12 protein-coding genes are annotated in these 14,363 nt (G+C 60.6%); 6 read left to right on the forward strand and 6 right to left on the reverse strand.

The features are described 5' to 3' along the window. Positions 1 to 101: 101 nt before the first annotated feature. The 4 genes from iolG to HED64_RS13055 all read right to left on the reverse strand — a co-directional run bounded on the left by iolG (position 102) and on the right by HED64_RS13055 (position 4,984). Positions 102 to 1,118: an inositol 2-dehydrogenase gene (gene iolG, locus HED64_RS13040; protein ID WP_168152462.1), complete on the reverse strand. Its 1,017-nt coding sequence runs from the start codon at positions 1,116 to 1,118 to the stop codon at positions 102 to 104. A gap of 110 nt (positions 1,119 to 1,228) precedes the next feature. Continuing rightward, positions 1,229 to 2,104 carry a sugar phosphate isomerase/epimerase family protein gene (locus HED64_RS13045; RefSeq protein ID WP_210149680.1) on the reverse strand — a complete coding sequence of 292 codons (876 nt, stop codon included), beginning with the start codon at positions 2,102 to 2,104 and terminating at the stop codon, positions 1,229 to 1,231. A 2-nt stretch (positions 2,105 to 2,106) separates the two neighbouring features. Continuing rightward, a complete protein-coding gene (locus HED64_RS13050) occupies positions 2,107 to 3,207 on the reverse strand; it encodes a Gfo/Idh/MocA family protein (protein WP_168152464.1) in 1,101 nt (366 codons plus the stop codon). Positions 3,208 to 3,409: 202 nt separating this feature from the next. Then, positions 3,410 to 4,984: an IclR family transcriptional regulator gene (locus tag HED64_RS13055; protein ID WP_168152465.1), complete on the reverse strand. Its 1,575-nt coding sequence runs from the start codon at positions 4,982 to 4,984 to the stop codon at positions 3,410 to 3,412. Positions 4,985 to 5,238: 254 nt separating this feature from the next. Between HED64_RS13055 and HED64_RS13060 the strand changes: the two genes are divergently transcribed. The 6 genes from HED64_RS13060 (at position 5,239) to HED64_RS13085 (ending at position 12,393) form a co-directional block, all read left to right on the forward strand. Further along, on the forward strand, positions 5,239 to 6,390 hold the full coding sequence (locus HED64_RS13060; protein ID WP_168152466.1) for a substrate-binding domain-containing protein: 1,152 nt from the start codon (positions 5,239 to 5,241) through the stop codon (positions 6,388 to 6,390). A 61-nt stretch (positions 6,391 to 6,451) separates the two neighbouring features. Beyond that, a complete protein-coding gene (locus tag HED64_RS13065; RefSeq protein WP_168152467.1) occupies positions 6,452 to 7,990 on the forward strand; it encodes a sugar ABC transporter ATP-binding protein in 1,539 nt (512 codons plus the stop codon). Continuing rightward, positions 7,987 to 9,219, forward strand: a complete 1,233-nt coding sequence (gene mmsB, locus HED64_RS13070; RefSeq protein ID WP_168152468.1) for a multiple monosaccharide ABC transporter permease — start codon at positions 7,987 to 7,989, stop codon at positions 9,217 to 9,219. Before HED64_RS13065 ends, mmsB begins: the two co-directional genes overlap by 4 nt. Positions 9,220 to 9,306: 87 nt before the next feature. Then, positions 9,307 to 10,386, forward strand: coding sequence for a maleylacetate reductase (locus HED64_RS13075; RefSeq protein WP_168152469.1), 1,080 nt, complete (start codon positions 9,307 to 9,309; stop codon positions 10,384 to 10,386). 93 nt (positions 10,387 to 10,479) lie between these two features. Continuing rightward, positions 10,480 to 11,418, forward strand: coding sequence for an aldo/keto reductase (locus HED64_RS13080; protein WP_168152470.1), 939 nt, complete (start codon positions 10,480 to 10,482; stop codon positions 11,416 to 11,418). A gap of 42 nt (positions 11,419 to 11,460) precedes the next feature. Further along, positions 11,461 to 12,393 (forward strand): intradiol ring-cleavage dioxygenase, encoded by a 933-nt coding sequence (locus HED64_RS13085; protein WP_168152471.1) that lies wholly within the window; start codon positions 11,461 to 11,463, stop codon positions 12,391 to 12,393. A 214-nt stretch (positions 12,394 to 12,607) separates the two neighbouring features. On the opposite strand, the gene iolB is transcribed toward HED64_RS13085, so the two are convergent. Further along, on the reverse strand, positions 12,608 to 13,501 hold the full coding sequence (gene iolB / locus HED64_RS13090; protein ID WP_168152472.1) for a 5-deoxy-glucuronate isomerase: 894 nt from the start codon (positions 13,499 to 13,501) through the stop codon (positions 12,608 to 12,610). 37 nt (positions 13,502 to 13,538) lie between these two features. After that, the gene (locus HED64_RS13095) at positions 13,539 to 14,279 is read right to left on the reverse strand and encodes a GntR family transcriptional regulator (RefSeq protein ID WP_168152473.1); all 741 of its coding nucleotides are present in this window, start codon (positions 14,277 to 14,279) and stop codon (positions 13,539 to 13,541) included. Between the last annotated feature and the right edge of the window lie 84 nt (positions 14,280 to 14,363).

A 14,363-nucleotide genomic window follows, 5' to 3' on the forward strand; every position in this document is an offset into this window, starting at 1 on the left:
GAAGGCAAAAAACGGGGGTGGTTTTCTCCCAGCGGATTGCTGGGAGAAAACCACCCCCTATCGAGGTCAAAGACGTCGGGATTATTCTCCGCCGCCGGTTGTTACGAAAGCTTGGTGACCTTCACCGTCTTGCCCGTTTTCGCGGACTCGAGTGCCGCATCGGCCAGTACCAGGGCCGCAACCCCGTCGTCGAAACTAGGCGAGCAGGGGCCGCCATTGCGGATGGCTTGCGCAAAGGCATCCAGCTCACGCTGGTAGGCCTGTGTGTAGCGTTCCAGGAAGAAGGGCATGTAAGCCTCGCCCTCGGCAGTACCGGCCGCTCCGTACTTGCGGACCGTGGTCGGTGTGATGTTTTTGGCTTCCAACATTCCCTCGGAGCCGAAAGCTTCCAGCCGCTGATCGTACCCGTAGGCGCAATGGCGGGAGTTGGTGATCGTGATGAGCTCGCCACGGCTGCCACGCAACGTGACAACGACGGAATCATAGTCGCCCAGCTCCTCAATGTCGCTGCTGAACTGGTTGGAGCCCACTGCTGTGACCTCCACAATGTTCTCCACGAAGAAACGGGCCATGTCCAGGTCGTGGATCGTCATGTCACGGAAAATTCCGCCAGAGGTTTCGATGTAATCGCGGGGAGCCGGAGCCGGGTCGCGGCTGATGATGGTGACCTGTTCCAACGATCCAATTTCGCCAGCGGCAACGCGCGCGTTGATGGATGCGAAGCTTGGGTCAAACCTCCGGTTGAAGCCGAGCATGATGGGCACGTTCGTGTCCTTCAACTTATCGCGACACTCCATGACAGTGGCCAGATCCAGATCGATGGGCTTTTCGCACAGGACGGCGAGTCCATGGGCTGCGGCGCGGGTGATGAGATCGACGTGGGTGTTGGTCGGTGATCCAATAATCACTCCGTCCAGGCCGGGCTCGGCAAACACTTCTTCCGGATCCTGTACCGCACGGGCCCCGGTCAGTTCCGCAAGTTTGCGGGCGCCATCAATAAACGGGTCGGCAATGAGAACGAGCTCGATGTCCGGGTGAGCGGCAAGGTTGCGGGCGTGTACTTGACCAATCCGGCCTGAGCCGAAAAGTGCCATGCGCAACGGGCGAGGTGAAGTCATAGGGTGTAGTCCTTTCAAGAATGGGGAATCCGTATTCACGGCTGTCTAGGGCGGCAAGTGTGCTGCACCTGGAGGGTTTTGTGCCTAGGGCATGGGGTGGTTGCTGGGGCCTAGCCGGGGAAAGAAGCGATGGCGGTGTCGAAGGCCCGCCGGAGTCCTTCATGCAGGGGTGTTGCCCGGTGCTCGCGGGAAATGATCTCCACTCCCCACGGTCCCTGGTACCCGGCCTCAATGGCCAGCCTGACGAATGTTGAGGTGGCGAATTCGCCGTGGCCGCAGTAAGCGCGATTGTTGATGGTGTCCTCGAACAAGGTCCCTTCGGTCTTGTGGAACCCGTCGTCGATTTCCACGGCGAACACGCGGTCCATCGGGGTGATCTGCCAGAGTTCCTCGTGCGACAGCCCCGATTTGGCGGTGTGCCAGATATCGATCATCAGCCCGGCCGAGGGGCTGTCCGACGCGGTCACCACCTGGATCGCCTCGGCGGTGGTGCGCAGGTTAGAGAACGGGGTGGCCTCCAGGGCTAACCGGATGCCGGCATCGGCAGCTTCGTCAGCGAGATCGGAGAAGGCGCTGGTCATCAATGCGTTGGGCAGTGGCTCATCGGCGTTGCCTGCTCCCACCTTGATGTGTCTGGCACCCAGCAGGTTGGCTGCCTCGAAAAGCTCGGCCTGGACCTTATCCGCGGTCTTGCGCTCTGCCCCGGTGGACCACCAACCGTTGATGAACTCGACTTCGATGATGTTGATTCCGGCGCCGCGGATCTGCCGTCCCAGCTCTTCGTAGCCGATCGTGTCGCGGGCTGCCAGCAGATCGTCATGGACCAGGCCGATGCCGGCCCAACCGGTGGAGGCGACTGCGGCGATGCGTTCCGCAATGGTTAGTGGGCTGCGCTCTGTGGCACTAAGCGGCGCGGCATTCCCGGCGCTGGTCCAGCACGTGGCAATCAGTTCCGGAGATGGTTTGACGGGGTCAGTGTTCTGCATGTTCATGGCACCTCAATGAGTGTTGGTTCGACGATGTTGGCCATGCCTCCGGCGTTGTTGCTCGAGCGGTAGCAGGCATCAACAATGCGGGCCACGGTCAGGGCATCGGACACCGGGGCCACGTTGGGTGCACCGGTGCGAATGCTGTCGACCCAGCCACGCATCTCGGTGCGGAAGTTGCTGATGTTCTCCAGTTCGGGAAGTTCGGAGAACTTGTTGCCTTCGGTCCGCGCGAAGGGTGGGGTGAAGTAGCTTTCGGTCCATTCGGTCCAACCCGCCGGCAGCCCTGCGGCGGCCTCGTCCAAGTAAACGCGCAAGCGTTGGGGAAGGATGCCGATTTCGATCATTCCCCGTGTGCCGTAGACGAAGATGCGGGAGCTTTCGAACCATTCGAGTTTGTCGTGGCCGTCGAAGCTGAAGGTGGCTGACATATCGGGGTAGTTCAGCAACACCGATGCGGAATCTTCCCGGCTTTTTTCGTCGGAGAGTCGCGTGGACTTGTGCACTCGGGCGTTGACGGACTCCGGTGCGCCAAACATGTGGACCAGCGAATCAAGCATGTGGCAACCGAGGATCCACAGGACTCCGCCCATGTCGGCCGGTTGGTTGAGGTGGTCGGTGACATGCTCGCCGACCATTGCCGCGCCTCGGGCCGAAATGGTGACGACCTCGCCGATGGCTCCATCGTCGATGAGCTTCTTAGCCCGCGTAATCGACTCTGCAAGTCGTACGTTGTAGCCCACCTGGACAACCTGCGTCGAGGGGACCCGGTGTTCGGCCTCGGCAAGCTGCATAAGGTCCAGAACCGTTCCGCCCCCTGGCTTTTCCACGACAACTGACTTGCCGGCAGCCAATGCGCGAAGTGCGTGGGGGACCATGTCCTTGCTCTTGGAGTGGATCATGACGGCGTTGATCCGCTCGTCGTTGAGCACCCCGTCGATGTCGCGAAGCTCAACATCGTATTTCTCGGCGAAGTATCCCAGGCGCGGATCTTCATCGGCGGCGGCAACCACTTCCACGTTCTCAATTTCACGCAGCGCCCTGACGCGGGCGGAAGCATGCGGGTGGGTTATTCCAAGCAGTCCCACAACGATACGTTTCATTGAGTTTTCTCCTGTAGCTGTTTCCCGAGCGCTTTCGTTTGGTACGAGGGCACGTGGATCCGGATCGGTCATGCCCATGCGGATTCCAGGTTGTCTATTTCGACCTAGTCGCATCTATTGGACAGTGTGTCCAAAGTATTGCATGTCACATCAAGAGGGGTCAAGTCACGGAGTGGACGGATCGGCCAACTGGTGAAAGCGGTCAGGGCCGCGCGGGGGCTGGGGCCTGGGCGCCGAGGTACTCCGAGAGGTGGCGAGCTCCTTCCCGGGCAAGTTCAATTACGGTGTGACCGTCTTCCGGTTCCGCAAGAATGCCTTCGCGCAGGCCGCTGACGGAAAGGGAAGCGACAACGTGCCCCTTGTGGTCAAAAATCGGGGCGCCGATTGCCGCGATGCCCGGTGTTAGCTCATCATCACTCAAGGAGTATCCCGCGGAGCGGATGGCCTCGAGATCCGAGTAGAACTTCGTCCGAGCGCGCACGTCGAATTGGATGTCGGCATTCTGCGAAACGATGGTCGCGTAGTCTTCCCAGGTCTGCCGGTCCTCAAAGGCCAAAAGTGCACGGGGGGCTGCGCCGGTATGCAGTGGCAGCGAACCGCCCAGGGCCAGCAAGCGGCTGTTCACGCGCTTCCCGTCTACCCGTTCGATGCAGACAGCCCTAGTATTTCGCCGGATGCACATGAAGGCCGATTCGCCCGTTGCTTCATGAATTGAACGAAGGACGGGAACCGCTGCACGGCGCAGGTCCAGGTCGTTGAGTAGTTTGCCGGACAGTGAGATGAGTTTGCTGCCGATCCGGAAGGCGCCGCGAGGTCCCAGTTGCTCAACCCAGCCTGCCTCGGCGAGGGTGGCGAGCATGCGATAGACGGAACTGACCGGCTCCTCAAGAAGCTCGGTCAGTCGCGCGGAGGTCGAGATGCGCTCGTTGGCAAGTGCTTCCATGAGAGCGTTTGCTTTGGCAATGATCGATGAGCTGTTGCTCGTAGTGGTGCTGAGCACGCGCGCGGTTGGCTTTGGAGTGAAATGCACCATGGCCTCGGTCAGGATCCTTGCGGCCTCGGCGATTACGTCCCTAGCCTCGTCCTGCTGGAGCAAGACTTGGTCCACGAGGCCGGCTGCCGTGAGTGAACCGAATATCGTGCCATCGGGATTTAGCACCGGGAAGCTGATGGCCGCAATCCCGTCAACGACTTCATTGACCTCCAGTCGCCAGCCTTGGCGCCTGGTTTCCTCGAGGTGATTCCGCAAAGTGTCAGCGTCAATCGGTGTCCTTGAGGACAGCTTCTCGTACGGTGCTGCGCCTAGCACCCTTTCCTGGACTTCCTCGGGCTGGAAGGCGAGCAGTACATGGGAGGCTGCGCCGGCGTGCATGGGCAGAATGCGCCCGGAAGAAAGCTCGAATAGGTCGACATCGGTGGCGTCGACCTGCTCTAGGCATACCGCGGTCTCGTTGCGGGGGATCCAGAAGGATGCCGTGAGCCCCAGCTGGCGCTGGACGGCGGCAAGCTGCCCGGCCAGAACGTTTCGGTCAATGATTGCATCGGCCGCGGCCTCCCCGAGGTGCAGGATCTGTGTCCCGAGTTCAATGCGGCCGTCTTCGGAGCGTCGGACCAGCCCCGGCTGTTCCAAGGCGGAAACGATCCGATACACCGAGGGGCGTGGTTCCTCCACGGCCTTGGCCAATTCCGCCGACGTTGATGGCCCGAGGGTAGATATTTCATCGATGACCTGAGTTGCCTTCGCGACCAGCTGGATTACATTCGCTGCGGGTTTCATTTTTTACTCCTTGACTTGTCCATTCACGGCTTACCCATTCCTGCGGCGGCGATTAGTCCAGTTTTGCCTGTTCCCGACGAAAGGGAAAATCTTGGCACTGGGTTCAGTTAACCAGTCTCGCAGTGATTTGGATCATGTGATACTGTCTGAACACGTTGTCCATTCTATGACACTAGACGTCGGTAGCTCGCACCAGAGAAAACCGAAGACAGCGCACATACGACAAGCAGCTCGTTTCAACTTCGGGAGAAGACATGCAAAGACGAATCTTTCTGGCTGGTGCCGCAATGGCCGCAACCTTGCTGGTTTCAAGTTGTGGCGGGCCGGGTGCCACGGGCGGATCGACGAATGGGCAGAGCCAGGAACCCACTGACATCAGAATCGGGGTGTCGCTGACCAGCCAAGATGAGGAGCGCTGGATCACCGATGGGCGGGCCATCCAGAAGGGGCTGGAGGACCTTGGCTACCAAGTGGACCTGCAGTACGCGAACAACGACATTCCCACGCAGCAGCAGCAGGTGGACCAGATGATCACGCGCGGTGCCGATCTGCTGATCCTTGCCCCTCTTGACGGCACGGCCCTGGCGCCGCAGCTACAGGCGGCGGTAAATGCCGAGATCCCCATCATTTCCTACGACCGGTTGATCCGCAACAGCCCGGATGTTGACCTCTACGTCACCTTTGACAACTACAAGGTAGGTGCGGAACAAGGCAAGGCGTTGTTGACCGGCCTAGGCATCCTGAACGAGGACGGGTCGGAAGGCAAGGCCAAGGGCCCGTTCAACGTCGAGCTCTTCGGCGGATCGCTCGACGACAACAACGCAACCTTCGTCTACGACGGGGGCATGTCCGTGCTACAGAAATACATTGACGACGGCACAATCGTGATCACGTCGGGCCAGACGAAGCTTTCGCAAATTGCCACGAAGGATTGGTCGCAGCAGGAAGCCCAGTCCCGCATGGACAACTTGATCACGTCCAGCTATTCCGACGGAACCTCCCTTGATGCGGTTCTGACCCCCAACGACAGCGTCGCCCGCGGCGCAATCACTGCTCTGGGCAACTCCGGTTACGGACCGAAGCACGGCACTGGCGCACATCCCATGCCGATTACCACCGGCCAAGACGCGGAGATCGCGTCGATCAAGCTGATCAACGACGATGTCCAGTACGCAACGGTTTTCAAGAACACCAAGCTGCTCGCGGCCCAGGCCGTCAAGGCGACCGAGAATCTGCTCAACGGCAAGGAACCGGATGTCAACGACTCGACGTCGTATGACAACGGTGCCGAAGTGGTCCCCTCCTTCCTCATGCCGATCGAAGTGGTCTTCAAAGACAACATCAAGAAGCTCCTGGTGGACTCGGACTACTACACCGCGGAGCAGATCAAGACGGGCAGACTCTGACGGCTTCCCGCGTTCATCCACAGGACCCACCCAATTACTAGAGAATCGATAGGACTGCACGATGCCTGATTACATTCTGGAAATGCGTTCCATCACCAAGAGTTTTCCCGGTGTGAAGGCGCTGGCTGATGTCACCTTCTCCGCGGAGCGTGGAGAAGTGCACGCCATTTGCGGTGAAAACGGCGCGGGCAAGTCCACGCTGATGAAGGTGCTCTCGGGTGTCTACCCCCATGGCAGCTACGGGGGTGAAATCCTCTTTGAGGGCAAGACCTGCGAATTCTCCGGAATTCGCGATTCCGAGCGCGCCGGCATCGTGATCATCCACCAGGAATTGGCGCTGGTTCCGCACTTGTCCATCGCCGAGAACATCTTCCTGGGCAATGAACGCCGGGGCCGCGGAGGGCTGATTGACTGGCACAAAACCCAGGCCGAAGCCGCGGAGCTGCTGAATGCGGTGGGCCTGGGCGAGGAACCCACGACCCCGGTCGGCCAACTTGGTGTGGGAAAGCAGCAGCTGGTGGAGATTGCCAAAGCGCTGGCCAAAGACGTGAAACTGCTGATTCTTGATGAGCCGACCGCTGCCCTGAACGACAACGACTCCGCCCACCTGCTCGACCTCGTGCGCGCACTGCAGGAGCGCGGCATCACCTCCATCATCATTTCGCACAAGCTTAATGAGATCGAGGCGACAGCCAACCGCACAACCGTGATCCGTGACGGGCAGACCGTTGAAACCCTGGACATGGTGGCACCCGACGTAAATGTGGACCGCATTGTGCGCAGCATGGTGGGCCGGGATCTCGAGTCCTTTTACCCGGAACGGAACCCGACCCCCGGCGAGGTGGTGCTGGAGGTTCGGGACTGGACGGTGCGCCACCCGCAACAGGACCGGCTCGTGGTTGACGGTGCCTCGTTCGAGGTGCGTGCCGGCGAAGTCGTGGGCATCGCTGGCCTTATGGGTGCCGGGCGCACCGAAATGGCCATGAGCCTCTTCGGGCGGTCCTACGGCCGATTCGTCTCGGGACGGACGCTGATACACGGCAAACCGGTTGCTCCCCGCACGGTTGCCGAGGCGATCGGGCACGGACTGGCGTATGTGACCGAGGACCGGAAACAACTGGGCTTGAACCTGCTCGATACGATCACGCGCAACGTCTCCGGAGCGGCGCTGCCGAAGCTGGCCAAGTGGGGCTTCGTGGATGCGAACCTGGAAGCGAAGCTGGCTAGGCACTCGATGGATTCTATGCGGATCAAGGCCCCGAGCGTCCAGTCGGTGGTGGGCAAGCTCTCCGGCGGCAACCAACAGAAGGTCGTCCTGTCCAAGTGGTTGCTGACTGGCCCCGACGTGCTGATCATCGATGAACCCACCCGAGGGATCGATGTCGGGGCAAAGTTCGAGATCTATACCCTGATCAACGAGTTCGTGGAATCGGGCAAGGCCGTCGTGGTGATTTCCTCGGACCTGTTGGAGCTGCTGGGCACCTGTGACCGGATCTACGCGCTCTCCGGTGGGCGGATCACCGGTGAACTTCCGGTGGCGGAAGCGAATGAAGAAAAACTCATGACTCTCATGACCAAAGAAAAGGAAGCAATAGGATGACTGTCACAGCCTCCCGCGGACCCAAGGGCGCCCTCGCCCAGCCTCCCGAAAAAAACGGCCTGGGCGAACTGCGCCTTGCCCTGACGCGGAACCTGCGCACCAGTGGAATCTACGTCGCCCTCGTGGCGCTGATTGCCTTGTTCGCCCTCATTACCGGCGGGGCTTCGTTGTCGGCCGGAAACGTTACCAACATCGTCTTGCAGTACTCCTACATCCTGGTTCTGGCCATCGGCATGGTCATCGTGATCATCGCCGGGCACATCGACCTGTCGGTCGGCTCCGTCGTGGCCCTGACGGGAGCGATATCGGCGATCACGGTCATCAAATACGACCTGCCCTGGTGGGTCGGTGTCCTGGCGGCGCTGGCCACCGGACTGTTGATCGGTGCCTGGCATGGTTTCTGGGTTGCCTACGTCGGCATCCCAGCCTTCATTGTGACCCTTGCCGGCATGCTTCTATTCAGGGGACTGACCCTCTTCGTCCTGGACAATGTCTCGCTGTCGCCGTTCCCTGACGAATACGGGGTCATCGCCTCGGGATTCATCAACGGATGGCTCGGCGGATACGGCTACGACGTATTCACCTTGGTTGTCTTCGCGCTCGGTGTCGTCGGGTTTGCCATGAGCCAGTACCGCTCGCGCAAGGCCCGCATGGGTTACCACCAGCCGGTCCCGCCACTTTCGCTGTTTGCCCTCAAAATCCTGGCCGTGGGCGTGCTCGTGATGGCATTCGCCTGGAAGCTGGCCTCGGCCCGCGGGTTGCCTGTCGTGTTGATCATGCTGGCCGTGTTGATCATGGCCTACACCGTGATGATGCAGCACACCGTGTTCGGCCGCCAGATCTACGCCATTGGAGGCAACCTGGCCGCCGCCTCGCTCTCGGGCGTCAAGGTCCGTGCAGTGAACTTCTGGATCTTCGTCAACATGGGCCTGCTCTCGGCCGTGGCTGGCATCGTCTTTTCCTCACGCACCAATGGTGCCCAGCCGGGTGCCGGGAACATGTTTGAACTCGATGCCATCGCGGCGGCCTTCATCGGCGGCGCGGCGGTCACCGGAGGCGTTGGCAAGGTCGTAGGGGCCATGGCCGGTGGCCTGATCATGGCGGTCATGAGCAACGGCATGCAGCTGATGGGCATCGACCAGTCCCTGCAGTCGGTGGTCAAGGGCCTGGTGCTCCTGCTCGCCGTAGCCTTCGACATCTGGAACAAGCGCCGCGCCGGTGCCCACTAGGCCTTCGAACAACAATTCCGGAATACCACTGACGGTGGAACGAAAAACCATCTTGCACACGAAACATCCCACGGAGGAGTCCATTCAATGACCAAGCAATTCACCTACGACGCACTTCCCATGCGAGTCCGGTTCGGAGCGGGTTCCCTGGCAGAGCTGCCCGCCGAGCTTGACCACCTTGGACTGAAGCGGGTCCTGGTCCTGTGCTCACCCGAACAGCAGGACACCGGCGACCAAATTGCCGGAATCCTTGGTGCACGTGCGGTCGGAGTCTTGGCCGAAGCGGTGATGCACGTGCCCGCCGAAGCTGCGCAACGCGCCAGCGACGAGGCCGCACGGGTAGGGGCCGACGGGTGCGTCACCGTTGGCGGCGGCTCGGCCATCGGCCTGGGCAAGGCGATCGCACTGAATCACAACCTGCCGATTGTTGCCGTGCCCACGACCTATGCGGGTTCGGAAATGACCCCCGTCTGGGGTCTGACGACCAACGGACGGAAGGAGACCGGCAGGGATCCTCGGGTGCTTCCCCGCAGCGTCGTCTACGACCCGGAACTGAGTGCGACATTACCGGCAGCGATGTCGGTGACCAGCGGCATCAATGCCATTGCGCACGCGGTCGAAGCCTTGTACGCGCCGGATGCGACGCCCATCATTTCCCTGATGGCCGAGGACGGGGTCCGCGCCCTTGTCGCGGCACTGCCGTCCATTGTGGAGAACCCCACCGACCTGGAAGCCCGGAGCAACGCCCTGTACGGGGCGTGGCTCTGCGGCGCTTGCCTCGGGGCGACGACGATGTCACTTCACCACAAGCTCTGCCACGCACTGGGTGGAACCTTGAACCTTCCCCATGCCCAGACCCACACGGTTGTCCTGCCCTACGCGTTGGCATTCAACCAGCCAGCTGCCCCGGCGGCAAAGTCGGCACTGTCCCGGGCCCTAGGGGACGTGGACGATCCGGCATTAAAACTGTGGGAGCTGGCCCAGGAACTCGGGGCCCCGCGCTCGCTGGCCGAGTTGGGAATGCTGGAGGAAGACATCGAGCGGATTGCCGAACAAGTCACCAGCTACTCCTATGGCAATCCCCGACCCATCGATCTGGCCGCGGTTCGAGGGATTCTTCGTGATGCCTGGGCAGGAGACAAACCACGTGAAAATCCTTCGGCTTAACCACATGCCCGCGCGGCGTTCAGATCGGGACGCTGCAGCTCTCGCATCCCCGGTGCGCACCTGGCGCGCACCCGTACGTTCTGGAGTTTGATCATGCCTTCGCAGCTAGCAGTTTCACAACAAATCAAGGTAGCGCCGATGGTGCTTGGCACCAATGTCTTCGGCTGGACCGCCGATGTTGAGGTTTCCCACAGGATCCTCGATGGGTATGTGGCGGCGGGTGGAAACTTCATTGACACCGCTGACTCGTACTCCTTCTGGGCCGAAGGGAACTCGGGCGGCGAGGCTGAAACCATCATCGGGTCGTGGCTGGCGCGGCGTGATGTCCGGGACGGGATTTTGGTGGCCTCCAAGGTCAGCCACCATCCGCAGCTCTCGGGGATGGCTCCGTCGACAATCAACGCAGCCGTGGACGGTTCGTTGACCAGACTGGGGCTCGATTACCTCGACATCTACTACGCGCATTTTGATGATCCTTCCACCCCGCTGGTGGAGAGCATCGAGGCAATGTCGGGGCTGGTGGACCGGGGTAAGATTCGCTCGATCGGCATCTCCAACTATTCACCGGAGCGGATCACCCAGTGGCTTGAGATCAGCGAACGCGAAGGCTTCCACCTTCCCGTGGCTCTCGAACCCCAATATAACCTCATGGAACGCGACGTCGAGGCATCGCTCCTGCCGCTGGCGGAAAAACACTCCCTTGAGGTCTATCCCTACTATTCGCTCGCCCACGGATTCCTGACCGGGAAGTACCGGAGCACACACGACGTCGACAGCGTTCGGGCGGCCGACGCTAAACGGTACCTGACGGCTCGCGGCGAAAAGGTACTGGGTGCCCTCGCGCAGGTATCGACCGACCGCGCGTGCCCCTTCGCTCCGATTGCCTTGGCATGGCTGCGGGCGAAAACCGGGGTCACGGCTCCGATTGTCAGTGCGCGCACCGTGGCACAGCTCGAGCCACTGGTAGCCAACATGCATCTGGCCCTGACCGAAGGCGAAGTGCAGCTTTTGGACGAAGCTTCACAACCGTAAACATCTTTGGTGCATGGCCACCAACCACAAGGAGGAAACAACATGAGCAGTTCAATTGAAGAATCGCGTACGGCGGACGATGCCAGCCGGGCGGCAATTTCCCCGGCGCAGTCCGACGTTGAAGCACGACTGATCGAAAACGTTCTTCGGTCCTTCGAGCAATGCACCGAGCCGCGGACCAAGAGCTTGATGCAGTCGCTGGTGCGCCACCTGCACGCCTTCATCCGCGAGGTCCGGCTCACGGAAGCCGAGTGGGAAAAGTCCATTGAATTTCTCACAGCCGTCGGTCACATCACCGACGACCGGCGCCAGGAGTTCATCTTGCTCTCGGATGTCCTGGGCGCTTCGATGCAGACGATCAACGTCAACAACGAAGCCGTGGGCAACGCCACCGAGGCCACCGTCTTCGGGCCGTTCTTTGTTGACGACGCACCCTTCATCGCCAATGGCGGCGACATTGCCGGTGCCGGTGTCGGACAGCCCTGCTGGGTGGAAGGCAGCGTCAAGGATGTGGAGGGAAATCCCATTCCCAATGCACGCATTGAGGTGTGGGAAGCCGATGAAGACGGATTCTACGATGTCCAGTACACCGACGATCGGGTATCGGGCCGGGCACATCTCTTTAGCAACGACGCAGGAAGCTACAACTTCTGGGGTCTGACGCCAACCCCGTACCCGATTCCACACGACGGCCCGGTCGGCAAGATGTTGGAAACCACCGGCCGGTCGCCTATGCGGGCATCACACCTTCACTTCATGGTGACTGCCCCAGGGTTCCGCACCTTGGTGACGCATATTTTCGTGCGAGGTGACGAACTGATCAAGTCCGACACTGTATTTGGCGTCAAGGACAGCCTCGTCAAGGACTTTGCGCACCAACTCCCGGGAACGCCGGCGCCCGACGGACGCGAACTCGCTGATAGCGACTGGTCGAGGGTGCGATTCGACATCGTTTTGGCCCCCGAAGTGGCTTGAGGAACATCGTCCTGCTTGTGAATCGGCCACGTCTCATGGCCTGAATCGGCCGAGAAAGCTCCCGACGGGTTGTTGGAAGGGGCAGGCCATGTTGGGATACAGTGCATTCCCCGTGATTTGAAAATTCCCAGGTGACCCTCTTTCGCAGGGCGGGACCTACTACAAGGAGCCGGTTTCCCCGAGATGGGTGAACCGGCTCCTTTAGTACCTGTGCCTAGGGTGTGAAGGGCAACCGTGGGTCGATCGTAGCTTTGTCCCACGTCTCGCGAACCCAGCCGTGGTGCGGGTCATCGCTGATCAGCCACTCTCGTACGCGACCCGGTCCGGCCATGACGTTGAGGTAATACAAGTCGTAGCCCGGTGCGGCCATGGCGGGTCCATGCCAACCGTAGGGAACCAAGACGACGTCACCGGTGCGCACCTCGGCGGTCACATCGATGGGACGCTGGTCCGATGCATAAACCCGGGCATAACCGATCGGATCGGAGGGTTCCGGAGCCCGCGAATCTTGCGCGACCCGGGTCTCGAAGTAGTAGATCTCCTCGAGATTGGTTTCCCCGTCCTTTTCTTCGTCATGCTTGTGCGGCGGGTAGGAGGACCAATTGCCCGCCGGGGTGATGACCTCACAGACAATAAAGCGGTCGGCTTCCAGCGCGGCGGGAGTGCCGAAATTGTGGACTTGCCGAGAGCAGTTGCCCGCTCCCCGAAGCTCAACCGGCGTCTGAGCCGCTGTAATCAGTCGAGTTGGGTAGGACGCTTTGGCCGGGGCGAGGGCTACTGCAAAGCGACCTCCTGCGGGTGAAGCAACGCTCACCGCCGTGTTAATACCGGTATAGAGCACGTCCGATGGTCCCTCGAAGACCGACCGCCGCCCTGCCAGCGCATAATGCTCACCGTCGACCACCGCGGTGAAAGCTCCTTGAAGCGGGATGATGATGCGTTCTTCCGCCGCTGCCTGCAGAGATAATTCTTCGCCGGCTTTAAGCTCGGCAATCTTGATGCCGGTGTGCGCCCAGCCGGGGACTACCAGTGTTGAATCCGCAGCACCGATGGAGGTAGTCCATGGTCCGTCAATGGCTGTTCCTGCCGGATAAACCCAATCTGTCAAGGTATTTTCCTTTCGAGGTAGCTGGCGTCCGGAGCCGTTAGCGCTGGACGAGAGTCATTTCAAAACTGTAGGAATCGGCGCGGTAGACATGGCTACCGGTCTCCACATTGCGCCCCGCATCATCCACTGCGGTACGTTCCATGGTGACCAGAGCCGATCCCTCGCCGACCTTCAGCAATGGAGCCTGATAGTCGTTGGCGACCATGGCGCCGATGCGCTGATTGGCCAGGCGGAAGTTCACGCCCGCGTCACGCAGAATCTGATACAGACCACGCTCGTTGAGGGCCTGTTCGTCAATGCTGACAATGTCGTCGCGCACCCAGTTTTCCATCAGGGCCAACGGCTTGCCATCCACACTGCGCAGCCTGGTGAAGTGGAAAACATTCACACCCGCTGGCAATTGCAACAGCTCGGCCACGCGTTTGTCGGCCGGACCGTGGCTAAAGCTCAGTGACTCGGTGGTGGGCGTCTTCCCTGAGCGCTCAAGGTCGTCATTGAGGCTGGAGAGTTCCAAATGACGGCGCACCTGGCTTGATACCACCTGGGTGCCCACGCCGCGCTTGCGCACGAGCAGTCCCGAGCGGACCAACTCATCCATGGCCTTGCGCATCGTGGGCCGGGAGAGGTTCAGGCGTTGCGCGAGATCAATTTCGTTTTCCAGCCGGCTACCCGATTCCAAGGTTCCGTCGTGGATGGCGGCCTCGATGCCCTGGACAATCTGATGATAAAGGGGAACCGGTGACGAGCGGTCGATCTGGATATTCAAGTCCGTGCTCAAGGGGTTCCTCCGTGTGATTGCCAGTGCCATGTGGGAAAAGTTTGATAAGACATACTAACTTTAGATGAGCATAGCAGTCTAGAT

It is taken from the genome of Paeniglutamicibacter terrestris (assembly GCF_012271785.1).
Classification (GTDB): domain Bacteria; phylum Actinomycetota; class Actinomycetes; order Actinomycetales; family Micrococcaceae; genus Paeniglutamicibacter; species Paeniglutamicibacter terrestris.